We start from the raw sequence: 12,949 nt of genomic DNA on the forward strand, positions 1-12,949 counted from the left end.
GCTTTCCTCGCCAGCGCTGGCCGGGGCCTTCGTCCGTTCGTAGGGCTGGACTGCTGTAGGCGGTCGCATTATTCTGATCGCGCTCCGCACCTCGCGGAGATGAGCCCCTCAGGGTGATCTGGATATCTGCTCCCCGCTTGTGCTGGGATGGCCCGTCATCGGGATCATGAGGAGACCATCCCCATGTATGCGGGGATGATTCAGAGCGGTTGACGAAAGTGGCCCCGAAGAGTCGAGGCCACTTTCGTCGTATTCCCCCTACGCCTCCTGCGCCTCGTCAACAGCGCCTGGGCCGGTGTCTGAGAGCACTGTGCTACTGGCTGTTGCCGACCTGCCGTTGACGGCGGGCCCGGACCTCGAGCACCTGCTGGCCCTCGCGGGGGACATGCCGGATCGCAAATTGTCTCGTCGCGGCTATCAACGCGATGTCGGATTTGTGCCCCCACCGCGCCGCAGTCCAGTCCGGATCGGTGTGTCGCAGTGCCTCGGAGACCGCCGACATCAGCGACCAGCCGCTGCGGTGCGCGGTCGCGGTGACCGACCCGTGTAGCCGATGCATCAGCTGGGCGTCGGCGGCCAGTTCCGCGGTGCTGCGGCGGCCGATCTCGATGGCCAGGATCCGCCGGTCGACCTCGCGGCGATCCCGGCCCGAGTCGGGGTGCAGGATCTCCTGCATCACCAAGGCCGCGACCCGGCACGCCTTGCGGTGCTGGGATTCTCGGACACGCCCCAGAACTCGGCCGAGCAGGGTCTCGACCGCAACCCACACCGCCCTGTTCGCGGCGGTGACGGCCTGGGTGCGGAACAGCAGCCGCTGGCGTTCCTGCTCCGCCTCGTCCGCGTCGTACACCACCCCGTCGTAGTTGGGTCGGCCACGGGCGCGGTGCCCGGGTTGCCCGCGGGTCCGTTTCCCGTGGCCGCCCGCCGAACCGGACGTGCGGTTCTCGCCGCATCCGGCTCTCCATGAGTGTCATGCTTGTGCGAGTGTTTCGAGTTGTTCCGCACGGACGCTCCATGGTGTCGGGATCGCGTGACCCCGCCATCGATAGCGCTCGATGACCATTGTTGCGGGGTCATAGAGCACGGTCCCGTTCTCGGATGGCTGGTAAGACGGGAACCGCTTGTCGAAGTAGCGACGTCGTAGTCTCCGCCAACCGATCCTGTGGTGCTTCATCCTCATCCAGTGCGCCACCTCGAACCACATGTAGTGGCTGAGGTAGCTGAATGTGCGTTTCGAGCACCCGTACTTGAAGTACGTGCACCAGCCTCGGACAACTCTGTTCAAGCGTTTGAGCAGATCTTCGAGAGACATTCCTGTCGTCGATCTGCTCGTGAGGGATCTGATCTTCCCGACGATCGAGTGCAGCGATTTCTTCGACGGGTAGGTGTAGACCACCTTCTTCGCGTGGTTAGTGCCAGGCTTCGACCGCCGCTGGATACGGTGGCCAAGGAAGTCGAACCCGCTATCTATGTGTGTCACACTGGTTTTCGCCTCCGACAGGACCAGGCCCATCGGCGCGAGCACCTCGGCGACCTCAGCCCTGGCTTGCTCGGCGTGATGTTGCTTGCCGTGAACCATGACCACGAAATCGTCCGCATAACGGACGAGCCGATAGGTCGCCCCTCCGTCCCGGCGCAGACGATATCTCCGCGAGTTGGCAGCGGCATAGGTTCCGCCTCCTCCTGCGTCGTCCCACTTCTGTTGATAGTGGTCGTCCAGCACCGAGAGAGCGATGTTCGCCAGTAGCGGCGACAAAATCCCGCCCTGCGGAGTTCCCGTGTAAGTCTCCCGATTCGCGCCTTCCTCGGTCAAAATACCGGCCTTCAAGAAAGCTTTTATCAGGGCCAGGACGCGTTTATCGGTGACCCGTTTTCTAACCCGCCCCATCAGGGCGGCATGGTCGATCCGATCGAAACACGCCTCGATGTCCGCCTCCAGCACCCAGTGATAACCCTGGACCCCGAAGTTGTGAATCTCGGCGATCGCGTCATGAGCACGTCTCCTCGGCCGGAACCCGTACGAATAGGGCTGGAACCCGGCCTCGAAGATCGGCTCTAGCACCAACTTCAGCGCGGCCTGCACCACACGATCCGCTGTCGTCGGTATCCCCAACCGGCGCTTCTTCGATGGATTACCTGGTTTCGGAATCGCTCTCTCGCGGACTGGTTCCGGGCGAAACGTCCTGGCCCGCAACTTGGTTCGCAGCGTCGACAACAGCGCGGTGGACTCTTTCGGGATCGAACGGGGTGCGACCCCGTCGACTCCTGCTGTCCGGCCCCCTTTGTTGCCGTGGACCCGTTCCCAGGCGTGCACGAGGAACGCCGGATCACACACTAGATTGTGCAAATCATCGAACACTCGGTCCGCGTCACGGACCGTCCACAAGTACAGCTTGCCCTGCATCCGACGTACCCGCAGACCGGCTTCATCGAAGTCCGGCCACGATTCACCCGAATTCACCGGTGACTCCGTCCATTACAGCTCCTCACTGTTGACATTCACTGGGGTCCTTCCCCATGTACCGGGCTTTCCCCGGCTCGGAGTACTACGACCCCTCCGCCCCATCCGCGCCCCATCAGCCGACGATGAGCCTGCCCACCGCAACCCGCTGGCGGCGGGCCTCGCTGGGCGAGACGGGATGGTTCCCACGTTCACCGATATCCATTCGGAACAGGAGGCGGCCGGCTTTGTCCCAGCAGTCTCGTCACGGCTACACCGCAGAAATTCACCGTGACCTCCCCGTCGGGCAATGCAACCCTCGGGGAAGTTCTCCGACCCGTAATGAGGGATCGGATGCGCACTGCAATCCAGCCCATATCCACCGAATTTGAGCTGGCTCCAACCTTGAGGGACGTTATGACACCGGTTCCTCTCGTCCACCTCTGTTCCACGCTCACCGGGCCCGCACCATTCGGCAGTGCTGGCACGTCCCGACTTTGTCAGGGCTGCTTCCCACCCTCCCCAGCACCTCCTGGTTCAGGCTGCCCTCAGCTACAGCAATCGTGCTGCGACACGACTACTTTGGAGTCATTTCACCTCCAATGGATAACTCGGCGCCTCGTGGCGCACGCCGTCGGGCTGGAACGGGTGATATTCCCGCGGCGCGATATCCGGGGAGGTCAGCACCCGCACTCGGCGATGTTCCGGTGCCAGCGTGGAGGTACCGAGCGCGGAGGCGAGGGTGTCCACGGCACGAGCGAGGTACTCCCGTCGCGCGCCGTCGAGGAAGTCCCGGCCAGGCGCGTACACCTGGCCGAGTTCCATCAGCGCGTCGTGGATGAGCGTGTTCGCGGTGGCGGTGAGAGCCAACGCGGCGTGGACCGTCGCCAGCGCGGCGGCCGTGTCCGCAGGGTCGATCTCTTTCACCCGCTCGACCGTGGCGTGCAGGGCATCCAGGGCGGTCATCTCGCTCCCGGCTCCTACCTCACCGCTCTCGGGCTGTGCCGGTCCGCGCGCACCGCGGCTGCTGCGGCGCAGCGCGTCTGTGTAGCGCAGGTTTTGTTCGCTCGCCAGGCGCCGGGCGCGGCGTTTACGTCGGGAGCTTCCATCCTTCGGCATCGAAAGTCCGTTTCCGGCAAGGGTGCCCACGCCAGCCCTGCCGTGACGAATCGTGCCGAACGGGAAGGGGAGGTTCAGCGCGGGCCCCTGGAAGGACCTTGTCGTCGACGTCGCCACCAGCGTGGGCGGAGCAACCTGAAACGGTGAGCGTGCGCGGCCTGCTCACCGACAAGCATAACGCCACCTCGCGCTATTCCCCGGGATCCGCCACCGACGGGCGCGCCCGTCCGGTGGCGAGAGCGGTAATCCATGGGTAAGCGTGTTGGTTGAACTGGAGCAGGAGGGCGGACCGCCAACCCGCGCGCCTGCTCTGGCCAGAACAGGCACGCACGGTACGGTGAAGCCACGTCGTCTCTGGAGGCGACCTACGCGGAATCCCGCCCCCTGCCCTCAACAAGCTCCGGGGCGGGATTTCCGCGAGCGGGTCGAGGCCGAGTCCTGGTACCGCAAAGCCGCCGAGGCCGGGCACACCGCGGCGATGAACAACCTCGGCAGCCTGTCTCGCTGAGCATGACGAAGGGTGCGCCTCGCCAACGAAATGTCAGTAGCTTTTCGCCACGAAAGTTGTCCGTGAACTTCCGCGTGTCGGGGCCGGGTTCGTGATCGAATTCCGGCGAGCGTCAACGGGTTCGCAACGGTTTGCGCTGCGCGCCAACAGGTTCGGAAGGCCGTCGTTGTGGTCGAGGCAAGCATGCGGGCGTTCATCGGCGCCACCGGCCCCAAAGGCCACATCCTGCGCCGCCCAGGTCTGCGGGATCCGGCTCCCCGCCCTGCACCGCTTCGCCGACACCTGGTCGCCACCCTCACCACCACCCCGCCCTCCCCACCACCGACCCCCGACCTCCTCTGCGCGCTGCAACTCGCAGCCTCGGCGAAATGCTCACCCCGATTGGAGCGGCGGTATAGGTCCTCGCCGAGTGGGGAGGGCGGTGCCGATGCGCGGACTGCGTCCGTGACCGAAAGGTCACCCCGACGCCCCGCGATTGAACTACAGTCCGTCCTGGTGGCGCAGCAGTCATGTTCCGCCACACCAACGATGAGGCTTTCAGGGGGGCCGTTGGCATGGGTGGGTCGAAACAGGTCGGCGAACCGGAATCGAGTAGGTCGACTGACCCGCGGATGTCTGCGGCCGGGCAGGAATTGACTGCCGAACTGCAACGGCTGAAGAACGCGTCGGGACAGAGTTTCGCGACCTTGGCAGGCCGGATCCCCTACGGCAAGTCCGCTCTCGAACGATATATCAACGGCAAGCAGTTTCCGCCGCGCGAAGCCGTACACGACCTCGGGAAAGCCTTCCGCGTGAACCCGGCGCCGCTGCTGCGTTTGTGGGACGCCGCCGACTCGGCCCGCCGGCCTCAACCCCGAATCGAACAACGGCTATCGAAACCCGATCAACCTCCGCTGGAACCTCCGCGCCCGACACGGATATCCCGGGTCCGGATTCTCACCGTCGCGGGCACGGCATCCATCCTCGTGCCGATCATCGCGCTGGTGCTCGTTCGTTCCGTGCGCGCAGGGCAGCCATCGACGAACTCGACCACAACACCTCCCGCCTCCTCTACCGACCAACAATGCCGTGTCTACTACGCCGAAAGCCAGGCCGTCACATCGGGAGTGCTGTGCTGGAAATCGAAAAACATCCCAGGACTGTCGGATAAGGATTTACACGTGCAGGGCACGGTAGTCAATCGGCCGCCTTCCGAACCCGCCGTTGCTCAACTGTGCCTGTCGATCAAACCGAACAGCTGCACGCAGATAATCGACCTCGGACACACCGTGCAGGGCAAATCAGCGGACGCGTTCGACCGCGAACTCACTCTTCCGGCCGGAAACGGCGCCTGGATTCGGGTATGCGTAGGCCCGGCATGCAGTCCGTGGCTATAGGACCTTCGATTCGCCGTCGCGGACATCTCTCGCTTTGTTCGGTGAACCGAAAACCGTCGTCGCCGATTGAGTAGGACTGCGGTATTTCCGACGAGCGGGTCAGTATTCGGGGGGTAGTGGCTTCCGGACCGAGGAATGAATGTGTCCGAGCCGCGAGATCGTTGGCACTCGCCGGAAAAATGGTCTACGTCGTGGGCGTTGTCGTCACCAGCGCGGGTGGGATTCGCTCAAATATCGCGGGCCCTGTCCGTCGTGGTCGGTGTTCCGTAGCAGTAAGTCGTTCCGGGACGGCAGGAAATCAGGTACCGCCGCCGGGCCGGTTGATCTGCACCGCCGCGGTTGCCTCCCGCGATGCCTCGTCCCACAGGCGTCCCACAACGTCCCACGGGACATCTCACCTGTTCCGGGACGGTGCGCGGCGTCGCAAACTGAATGCGTCCCGAGCCAAGCGGAGGCGACGCTGACCGCTACGGCCATCATCCCCCATTCCGTATGAATCCGACCAACGAGTGTACCTCGCGCTACCACCGGCTGAATTACTAGACCAGGAGAATACAGCTGTGAAGAAATTACTTGCCTCCGCCGCGATTGCTGGGGCTGCTTTGACGATGTGCTCCGTCGCCCCGCAAGCCGAGGCGGCTCCGATGCAGTACAAGTGGTTTACAGCGAGCACATGCTGGAATGGAGATCCGTTCTGGGGGAAGGTGGGCAATCTCAGCCCGGGCAAGCCCCTCTGCGCCGTCGCCTCGCTCACGGTCAGCGGCGAGATCGCCTACGACGGTAAGCACGCCTGGCAGCAATCGCTCACCTGCTCCCCGGGAGCAGTCAAGGGCTTCGTTGTGACCATCGACTGGTGTGGCAGCTGGAACAACGGCATCGGGCCCGCGTTGTCGTACATGAGCCTCGGCGCGAACGCCACTCTCAAACAGCCGGACTTCACCTACGCGTTCGGGCTGCGCGTCAATGCTCGCGGCGACGGGACCCTCACGCTGGAAAAGTGGGGCCAGTACACGAAATAGACCGGGTCGCCTGGCTGTCGACCGGTCCCGTTGCACGGCGACGCCCGCCGCCGTGAACGAAATGACCGCCGACGTCATCAGCGAAGGCACCCTCGAAGGACTCGAATCCGCCCATCCCGCGGCCGAGTCGGGCGGGCGCCCGGCCGCGCTGGACCGGGTTGCAGGTGATCAAGACTCGCGATCTACCGACACCTTGGGTCTTCAGCCTGAACTCGCACCTGACCAGCACCCTGAGGTCAAACTCATCGCGAATGACGGTGGGATGATCAAGCCGATCATCGAAATCTGCGTAGACCGGTTCTACGGCCGCTGTACCGTGAACTCGGTCCATTGCTGAGGCTTAAGATCGATACTTTAGGGGATTCGGTGGCTCGATTCGAAGTGAGCACAGAAGGTACTGTTACAGAATCACAAAGTGCCGCCCCGAACACAAAGGATACGGCTGCCCCCACGAAGGTGGGGGCAGACAGCCTGGAAAAGATCACCAAAGATATCGCCGAGATCAGCAACCGCCTCGCCGAGATGCAGTCCCGAGAGGCTGGGCGAAAGTGGACTGACAGCATATCGCGGTGGGCCGCTTATCTCGCGTTCGCAATATTCCTGATAGGCACGCGACAAACTTCGCAGAATCGAAAGAGTCCATCACGCATCACAAGCAGATCGAACAGGCACGGCACATCCACGACCTGGGCGAATACTTCAATACTGTCAGTTCAGAATGCGCAGAACTGCCGCCCCCTAGAAGTGCACGAGATATGCGCCTCAAAGCGGAGGAGGAAGAATCGGCAGCCGGAAAGTGGTTCGACCTGAATGAGAAGGATACGAAGCTCGCGGACACGGAAATGAGGCAGATGAAAATCGCGGAAGAGTACTTGTCGAACGCTGCGCAAGCCCTGTTTGCCATGGCGTCGGATCTGGATCGCAACGACATCGCGAGCTACAATATTCAACTTGGCGAGTACCTCGAATCGATCACCCGCTTGGAGTCGATCACCCTCCCCCTCAGCCCCATCGAAGTCAGGGGGCCAATCTGCACGGAATTCTCGCCACAACCTCTTTAGGCTGACGAATTTCTCCCGCTGGCCGAGCCGCCCGGCACCTGCGGGAGCTGGACGCCGACAGCCCCGGCCCCCGGTGCACCATCACCCGCATCCGGGGAGCCCAGGCCGCCCTCCAACTCCACGGCTGGCGACTCGAACTGCCGAACCTGGCCTTCTCCGTGGGCCCCGGGGCTGACCACCACCCGGTGGCGAGGCACAGATATCCTGCGAGTTCCCACGAAAATGTCAGTAAGAATTTCCCACTTCGGTGTCAGTAGCGGGAGATGGCCCTTTGGGGTGGATCGTGGGGCGCTGCTGGGCTGGTTCGTGGACGGCCGTTCGCGCCTGCCGCAAAGACCTTGTCGCACAGGGCTCACTTGAGCTCGGTGCCGTGAACACCGGGCAGTGCCACGAGGACACCGGTAGAGGAGTCGGTGCGCGACGGTAGTCGTGGACGGTTGTCCGGATCAGCCTGTGCGAGTTCGCTGCGATGTGTGTTGCTGTAATGCGGCGGTCAGCCGGTCGGATGATGGGTGAAGGAGGTGTACCGGTTGCCCGGCGGGGCATGGCTGGGTGCGGTCGCCGTGGTGGAGGTCAGGGTGTAAGTGCCGGACAGGGTGAGTTGGCCAGAGACCAGACTGCGCGGATCGGCCATCGCGGTGATCGCGCGACCAGAGAAGCAGCAGTCCAGGACCAGAACCCGCGCTCGTGCCCTGGCCCTGACCAGATCCCGTTTGAGCAGATCGAGGGACACGCTGGTCCAGCCGATGTGGTCCAGGCTGGTGTCAGGCCGAGCGAGGTGGAGCCGGCCGTCCTCGTCCAGCACGCCGTGTCCGGCGTAGTAGATCAGCAGCAGATCGGCCGCTTCCTGGGCTGCTTCCGCGAGGGCGGCACCTACCTTGACGTCGGCAACATCGCGGTCGGCCAGGACCGTGCAGCGTTCGATCACGCCGTATCGGGCGTCGGTGAGCACCTGGTGCAGAGCATCGAGATTGTGCGCTACAGCGGGCAAGTCCGGCAGGGATTGAAACGTGGTGGCGCCGATGAGCACCGCCCTGGACCGCTGGCGGTCCGGGAACCACAGCTCGGCCATCAGCTACTCCGGGTCATCGTCGATCAGGGCTCCCACCTCGCGGATCACCGATTCGGGATCACTGGCCCGTTTGACGTCGACGTGGACTCGCTGCCCGCCGGAGGCGGTGATCGTGATCGTGACATCGGCCCGACGATGGATCAGCCAGGTGCACAGTGAACGGGCCAGCACCGTGGCAGCGCCGCTGGAACCCAGCGCGACGGTCAATATTTCGACCGCCCCGCCCATCTGGCCCTGTTTCGGTGCCGCAGTTAGGGGGATGACTCTGCCGCGCAGCGGATCCTCGGCCGCGAGCCAGTCCCGTAGGGCGAACAAATGTGCTGGTGGGACCTCGATCTGCACCGGCCTGTCATCGATTTTGTGCACCCCCGTCATCCTGGCATCGCCGTGCTCGACACGACACCTGAATAATCCAAGCGCCGGGAAGGCCACACGGCCCAGCTCGTCGGGACGCACTACACCAAGTGCTGGGCACCTCCGGGCGGGAGGTTCATTGTCGCGGGCACGGGTACCGCCGCGGTGGTCGAACCGTGGCTGACGGTGATCTCCGGCGGTCCGGATCGCTCGGTGGCCGCGGTGATCGCCGAGGCGGAGTCGATGCTGCCGCGGCTGTGGCGCGAGGTGGGCGAGCTGGTCGGTGAGGACCAGCTCGGCCCCGACCACCGCGTGGACGTACTCCTTCGACCCCTACGGCCGGGCCACGAGGATCTCGGTGTCGTCCCCGGTCGAACTTCGCCCGCGAGACCGAGACTTGGCTGGGAACTCTGATCCTCCCCCGAGGTATCCGTCGACCAGTTCCGATCCTTCGACGGCTCCGACGCTGAGTTCCTCCGGCTGGCCCGACTGTCGCGCGCTACTGCACCGAACAGCCCCAGCGAGTAGCGAATGTCGCCGTCGGCGCGCACCCTGGACCCGGCCGCCTTCGACCGCGTCGACGCGGTCTACACCGCCGCGCTCAACCAGACCTGCGAATTCCTCGCCGACAGGGAATGGCTGTCCCCGGCCGATCACCCCCACCGCTACAGCGAGGTGTGGTCGCGGCGCGCGCACCCCGTCCGGGCCCGGCGCGGCCGCGGCAACGACATCGACGTCGCCGTGTTCGGCGGCATCGAGCCCGCCGATGACGACCACAGCTACTCGTTGCAGACCCAACTCGCCGCCCTCGCCGCCGACAGCCCCGGCCCCCGATGCACCATCACCCGCATCCGGGGAGCCCAGGCTGCCCTCCAACTCCACGGCTGGCGACTCGAACGGCCGAACCTGGCCTTCTCCGTGGGCCCCGGGCTGACCACCATCCCGTTGACCACCGCGCTGGTCGGCCGGATCCGCGCCCACCTCCCCAGCGCGCCCCGCGCGGCTGCGCTGGCCACCGCCCTGTGCACCGGCGCCACCCCCAGCGAACTGTCGATGATCTACCTCGACCACCTTCCCCCGACCAGCACGCACCTGAGCACCGGCCGCCGCGGCCGCATCTACGCGGTGCCCCCGATCGCCCGGCCCCTGCTGCGCGCCGCGCACACCCAGATCCGGCTCAACCATCCAGGCCGCCGAGGACTGTTCATCGGAGCCACCGGCCCCAAAGGCCACATCCTGCGCACCTCCGCCCAGGTCTGCGGGATCCGGCTCCCCGCCCTGCACCGCTTCGCCGACACCTGGATCGCCACCCTCACCACCACCCCCGACCACCCACCACCGACCCCCGACCTCCTCTACGCACTGCAACTCGCCGACGCACCCGCACCCGCACCCGCACCCGTCGCGCGCCGCCGTTCCGCATAACCGTCTCCGACCACCCCGCATGGCGCCGTCCGGTTCTGTACCTTCTCGATTCATGTCGGAGGGGAAACCTGCACGCGGCAGGCCGTGGTTGTGGCGCTGGGGGCTCGTCGTGGCCTGTTCGGCTGGCGCCGGGTTCGGCGCGGCCGTCCTGTCGGGGATGCCCACCAGCTTCTCCCAACCGCTGGCCACGCTGCTCGCGGGGGCCGGGGCGTTGAGCGCGGGGGCGTTGGCCTACCTCAACGGACAACGCACCCGCGAACTCGACGAGAAACACCACCAGGACGAGATGAACCGAGAGCGGGAACGACACCAGGACGACACGCACCGTGTACGGGAGGCCGCGCTGCGCGATCGCTACGCCGCGGTGTCGGCGCAGATGGCCGACGACTCCGCCGCGATCCGCCAAGCCGGGGTCTACGCGCTCACCGCTCTCGCCGACGACTGGCACGCCTTCGGCGAAGACGACGAGCGCCAGGTGTGCATCAACCTGCTCCAGTGGTACCTGCGCGTCCCGTTCCCCGTCGCCAACGATCCCGACAAGCCCGACCTGTCCGAACGCGAGATCCGACAGACCATCGTCACCATCCTCAGCCAACGCCACCGCCGACCGACCGACGACCCGAAATCCTGGGCCTCCACCGCCATCAGCTTGGACCAGGTGTCACTCCCCGCATGCGCTCTCGGTTCCCTCAACCTCACCGGGTTCCGTTTGGGCGAGGCGGATTTGAATTACGCGGACCTGCGCGCCGCGAACCTGCGCGACGCGGACCTGATCGGCGCGAACCTGAGCGGCGCGAACCTGCGCGACGCGCAACTGGGCGGCGCGGACCTGATCGGCGCGAACCTGCACGGCGCGCAACTGCGCGGCGCGGACCTGCACGGCGCGAACCTGAGCTCCGCGAACCTGAGCGGCGCGAACCTGAGCTTGGCGAGCCTGAGCGGCGCGACCCTGGGCAACGCGCACCTGGGCGGCGCGAACCTGATCGGCGCGAACCTGCGCGGCGCGAACCTGCGCGGCGCGCACCTGCACGGCGCGGACCTGGGCGGCGCGAACCTGCGCGGCGCGGACCTGCGCGGCGCGGACCTGCGCGACGCGAACCTGGAGGACGCGATCCTGTACAAGCCGGACCTGAGCAATGTGGACCACAACGAGCAGACGAAATGGCCGTCGAGGTTCGCACCGCCTGTCGGAGGCGACCGTGTTCGGAAAACGAGCGAATAGCGAACACCCACACCACCCCGGTCAACGCCGACGTTCGCGCAGGACGACGTGTTCGGAAACCCGTTCGTTTACCGGTACCCTTCCCCCAGGTTGTCGAACACGTTTACCGAACGCTCGGAGGGAGACAATGGCGCTCGTCGGGCTCGTGCGGGTCAGCACGAGCAAACAGGAGACCCAGCGCCAGCACGACGACCTCGACCCGATCTGCGTGCGCGTGTTCGAGGAGAAGATCAGCGGCTCGCTGAAAGTCGCCGACCGGCCGGGTCTGCGGGCCGCGCTGGACTACAAGCGCCCCGACGACATGCTCACGGTGCAGGTGGCCGACCGGCTCGGCCGTAACCTGCTCGAGGGCCTGATCGTGCTCAATGACCTGTTCCAGCAAGGGATCTCGGTGAAGATCCTGCACGGCATCGCCGCCGGGGAACACACCGAACGCAGCTTTCTGCTGGACCTGGCGCTCGCGCTGGCCGAGGACCGCCGCCGCGACATCGCCCGCAAGACCCGCGACGGCCTCGACGCCGCCGCGCGCCGTGGGCGGAAGGGCGGGCGCCCCCGCGTGGTCGACGACCACAAGCGACGTGCGATCCTGGCCCATCACGCCGAAGGCCAGTCGCTGCGCGAGATCGCCCGCGGCGTCGGGGTCAGCCTTGCCGTCGTCCACGGCGAGGTGGAGGCGGCCCGAACAGCGGAATCCGCCGCCGCTCAACCCTGCCCCTCACCCTCGACACGCACTGACATTTTGATGGCGAAACCGCTGACACCGAGAGGGTGAAACCCCTGATCAGCTACTGCGAATTCCCACGGGAATGCCAGCGGCAAATTCCCACCTCGATGTCAGTCGATGCGCTCATAGACGAGATCGCGAGCGGCGTTCCTGAAGCAGAGCAGTGAATCGTGCAGGTAGTCCCAAGCGTGCATGTTCTCGGGCCATCCGTCCCAGTAAGCCCGGTTCAACTGAGAGGCCAACTGTTCCAAAGGATCCACGAGCGGTTCGGGAGCGATCAGCGCGAGCTTGTTGTGCCGCAACCACATTCGGTGACTCACTTCGTCTGATCGCGCTAGGTCGCCGCTGTTCATGATGCGTTCCATCTCCTGATATGACTCGAGGAACGCCTCAATGCCCGCTCTGACCTGGGCTCGTCGTTCATTAGCCCTGGCCCGTAGGTCGCGGCGTTCGGCAGTCTTGAGGGAAACGAGTTGCGTTCCGAACGTGGCTAGCGCGCCGACCAGGGCACCCAGCAACGTCCCGACCACGGCGAGGACGGCCATCCCTGGATTATCCCGGGCTCGGGACCGGAACATCGCGGGTTTGACGGCCGACTGCGCCAGCTGCATCAACCGGTTGGCCTGTCC

At 65.4% G+C, this 12,949-nt stretch carries 14 protein-coding genes; 8 read left to right on the forward strand and 6 right to left on the reverse strand.

Features of this window, described 5'->3' with window-relative positions:
* Nucleotides 1–313: 313 nt before the first annotated feature.
* The 3 genes from ACWDSJ_RS27770 to ACWDSJ_RS27780 all read right to left on the reverse strand — a co-directional run bounded on the left by ACWDSJ_RS27770 (nucleotide 314) and on the right by ACWDSJ_RS27780 (nucleotide 3,406).
* Nucleotides 314–850, reverse strand: coding sequence for a hypothetical protein (locus ACWDSJ_RS27770; RefSeq protein WP_450035335.1), 537 nt, complete (start codon nucleotides 848–850; stop codon nucleotides 314–316).
* Nucleotides 851–970: 120 nt separating this feature from the next.
* Nucleotides 971–2,461 carry a group II intron reverse transcriptase/maturase gene (gene ltrA, locus ACWDSJ_RS27775; RefSeq protein ID WP_450035336.1) on the reverse strand — a complete coding sequence of 497 codons (1,491 nt, stop codon included), beginning with the start codon at nucleotides 2,459–2,461 and terminating at the stop codon, nucleotides 971–973.
* A 567-nt stretch (nucleotides 2,462–3,028) separates the two neighbouring features.
* A complete protein-coding gene (locus tag ACWDSJ_RS27780) occupies nucleotides 3,029–3,406 on the reverse strand; it encodes a hypothetical protein (RefSeq protein ID WP_450035337.1) in 378 nt (125 codons plus the stop codon).
* A 1,170-nt stretch (nucleotides 3,407–4,576) separates the two neighbouring features.
* Here ACWDSJ_RS27780 and ACWDSJ_RS27785 point away from each other — a divergent pair.
* From ACWDSJ_RS27785 to ACWDSJ_RS27800, 4 genes are all read left to right on the forward strand, one after another.
* Entirely contained in the window at nucleotides 4,577–5,443 is an 867-nt protein-coding gene (locus ACWDSJ_RS27785) for a helix-turn-helix domain-containing protein (RefSeq protein WP_450035339.1), read from the forward strand.
* A 560-nt stretch (nucleotides 5,444–6,003) separates the two neighbouring features.
* The gene (locus ACWDSJ_RS27790) at nucleotides 6,004–6,462 is read left to right on the forward strand and encodes a hypothetical protein (protein ID WP_450035340.1); all 459 of its coding nucleotides are present in this window, start codon (nucleotides 6,004–6,006) and stop codon (nucleotides 6,460–6,462) included.
* Nucleotides 6,463–6,523: 61 nt separating this feature from the next.
* On the forward strand, nucleotides 6,524–6,799 hold the full coding sequence (locus tag ACWDSJ_RS27795) for a hypothetical protein (protein WP_450035342.1): 276 nt from the start codon (nucleotides 6,524–6,526) through the stop codon (nucleotides 6,797–6,799).
* Nucleotides 6,800–7,031: 232 nt separating this feature from the next.
* Nucleotides 7,032–7,523 (forward strand): hypothetical protein, encoded by a 492-nt coding sequence (locus tag ACWDSJ_RS27800; RefSeq protein WP_450035343.1) that lies wholly within the window; start codon nucleotides 7,032–7,034, stop codon nucleotides 7,521–7,523.
* A gap of 493 nt (nucleotides 7,524–8,016) precedes the next feature.
* Here the strand turns inward: ACWDSJ_RS27800 and ACWDSJ_RS27805 are convergent, their stop codons facing one another.
* Nucleotides 8,017–8,595, reverse strand: coding sequence for a caspase family protein (locus ACWDSJ_RS27805; RefSeq protein WP_450035344.1), 579 nt, complete (start codon nucleotides 8,593–8,595; stop codon nucleotides 8,017–8,019).
* 3 nt (nucleotides 8,596–8,598) lie between these two features.
* Nucleotides 8,599–8,961 (reverse strand): effector-associated constant component EACC1, encoded by a 363-nt coding sequence (locus ACWDSJ_RS27810; protein WP_450035345.1) that lies wholly within the window; start codon nucleotides 8,959–8,961, stop codon nucleotides 8,599–8,601.
* Between the two features lie 153 nt (nucleotides 8,962–9,114).
* Here ACWDSJ_RS27810 and ACWDSJ_RS27815 point away from each other — a divergent pair, with 153 nt between their 5' ends.
* The 4 genes from ACWDSJ_RS27815 to ACWDSJ_RS27830 all read left to right on the forward strand — a co-directional run bounded on the left by ACWDSJ_RS27815 (nucleotide 9,115) and on the right by ACWDSJ_RS27830 (nucleotide 12,368).
* Nucleotides 9,115–9,363 (forward strand): hypothetical protein, encoded by a 249-nt coding sequence (locus tag ACWDSJ_RS27815; protein WP_450035346.1) that lies wholly within the window; start codon nucleotides 9,115–9,117, stop codon nucleotides 9,361–9,363.
* Between the two features lie 117 nt (nucleotides 9,364–9,480).
* Nucleotides 9,481–10,374, forward strand: a complete 894-nt coding sequence (locus tag ACWDSJ_RS27820) for a hypothetical protein (protein WP_450035347.1) — start codon at nucleotides 9,481–9,483, stop codon at nucleotides 10,372–10,374.
* Nucleotides 10,375–10,426: 52 nt separating this feature from the next.
* The gene (locus ACWDSJ_RS27825) at nucleotides 10,427–11,596 is read left to right on the forward strand and encodes a pentapeptide repeat-containing protein (protein ID WP_450035348.1); all 1,170 of its coding nucleotides are present in this window, start codon (nucleotides 10,427–10,429) and stop codon (nucleotides 11,594–11,596) included.
* Between the two features lie 127 nt (nucleotides 11,597–11,723).
* Nucleotides 11,724–12,368 carry a recombinase family protein gene (locus ACWDSJ_RS27830; RefSeq protein WP_450035349.1) on the forward strand — a complete coding sequence of 215 codons (645 nt, stop codon included), beginning with the start codon at nucleotides 11,724–11,726 and terminating at the stop codon, nucleotides 12,366–12,368.
* Between the two features lie 62 nt (nucleotides 12,369–12,430).
* On the opposite strand, the gene ACWDSJ_RS27835 is transcribed toward ACWDSJ_RS27830, so the two are convergent.
* On the reverse strand, nucleotides 12,431–12,865 hold the full coding sequence (locus ACWDSJ_RS27835; protein ID WP_450035351.1) for a hypothetical protein: 435 nt from the start codon (nucleotides 12,863–12,865) through the stop codon (nucleotides 12,431–12,433).
* Nucleotides 12,866–12,949 lie beyond the last annotated feature (84 nt).

This window comes from Nocardia sp. NPDC003482, assembly GCF_053588115.1.

Coding starts and splice junctions, on each gene's coding strand:
- ACWDSJ_RS27780 (WP_450035337.1), bottom strand. CDS start 3,406: ATGACCGCCCTGGATGCCCTGCACGCCACGGTCGAGCGGGTGAAAGAG.
- ACWDSJ_RS27785 (WP_450035339.1), top strand. CDS start 4,577: ATGTTCCGCCACACCAACGATGAGGCTTTCAGGGGGGCCGTTGGCATG.
- ACWDSJ_RS27795 (WP_450035342.1), top strand. CDS start 6,524: ATGACCGCCGACGTCATCAGCGAAGGCACCCTCGAAGGACTCGAATCC.
- ACWDSJ_RS27805 (WP_450035344.1), bottom strand. CDS start 8,595: ATGGCCGAGCTGTGGTTCCCGGACCGCCAGCGGTCCAGGGCGGTGCTC.
- ACWDSJ_RS27820 (WP_450035347.1), top strand. CDS start 9,481: ATGTCGCCGTCGGCGCGCACCCTGGACCCGGCCGCCTTCGACCGCGTC.
- ACWDSJ_RS27825 (WP_450035348.1), top strand. CDS start 10,427: ATGTCGGAGGGGAAACCTGCACGCGGCAGGCCGTGGTTGTGGCGCTGG.
- ACWDSJ_RS27830 (WP_450035349.1), top strand. CDS start 11,724: ATGGCGCTCGTCGGGCTCGTGCGGGTCAGCACGAGCAAACAGGAGACC.
- ACWDSJ_RS27835 (WP_450035351.1), bottom strand. CDS start 12,865: ATGGCCGTCCTCGCCGTGGTCGGGACGTTGCTGGGTGCCCTGGTCGGC.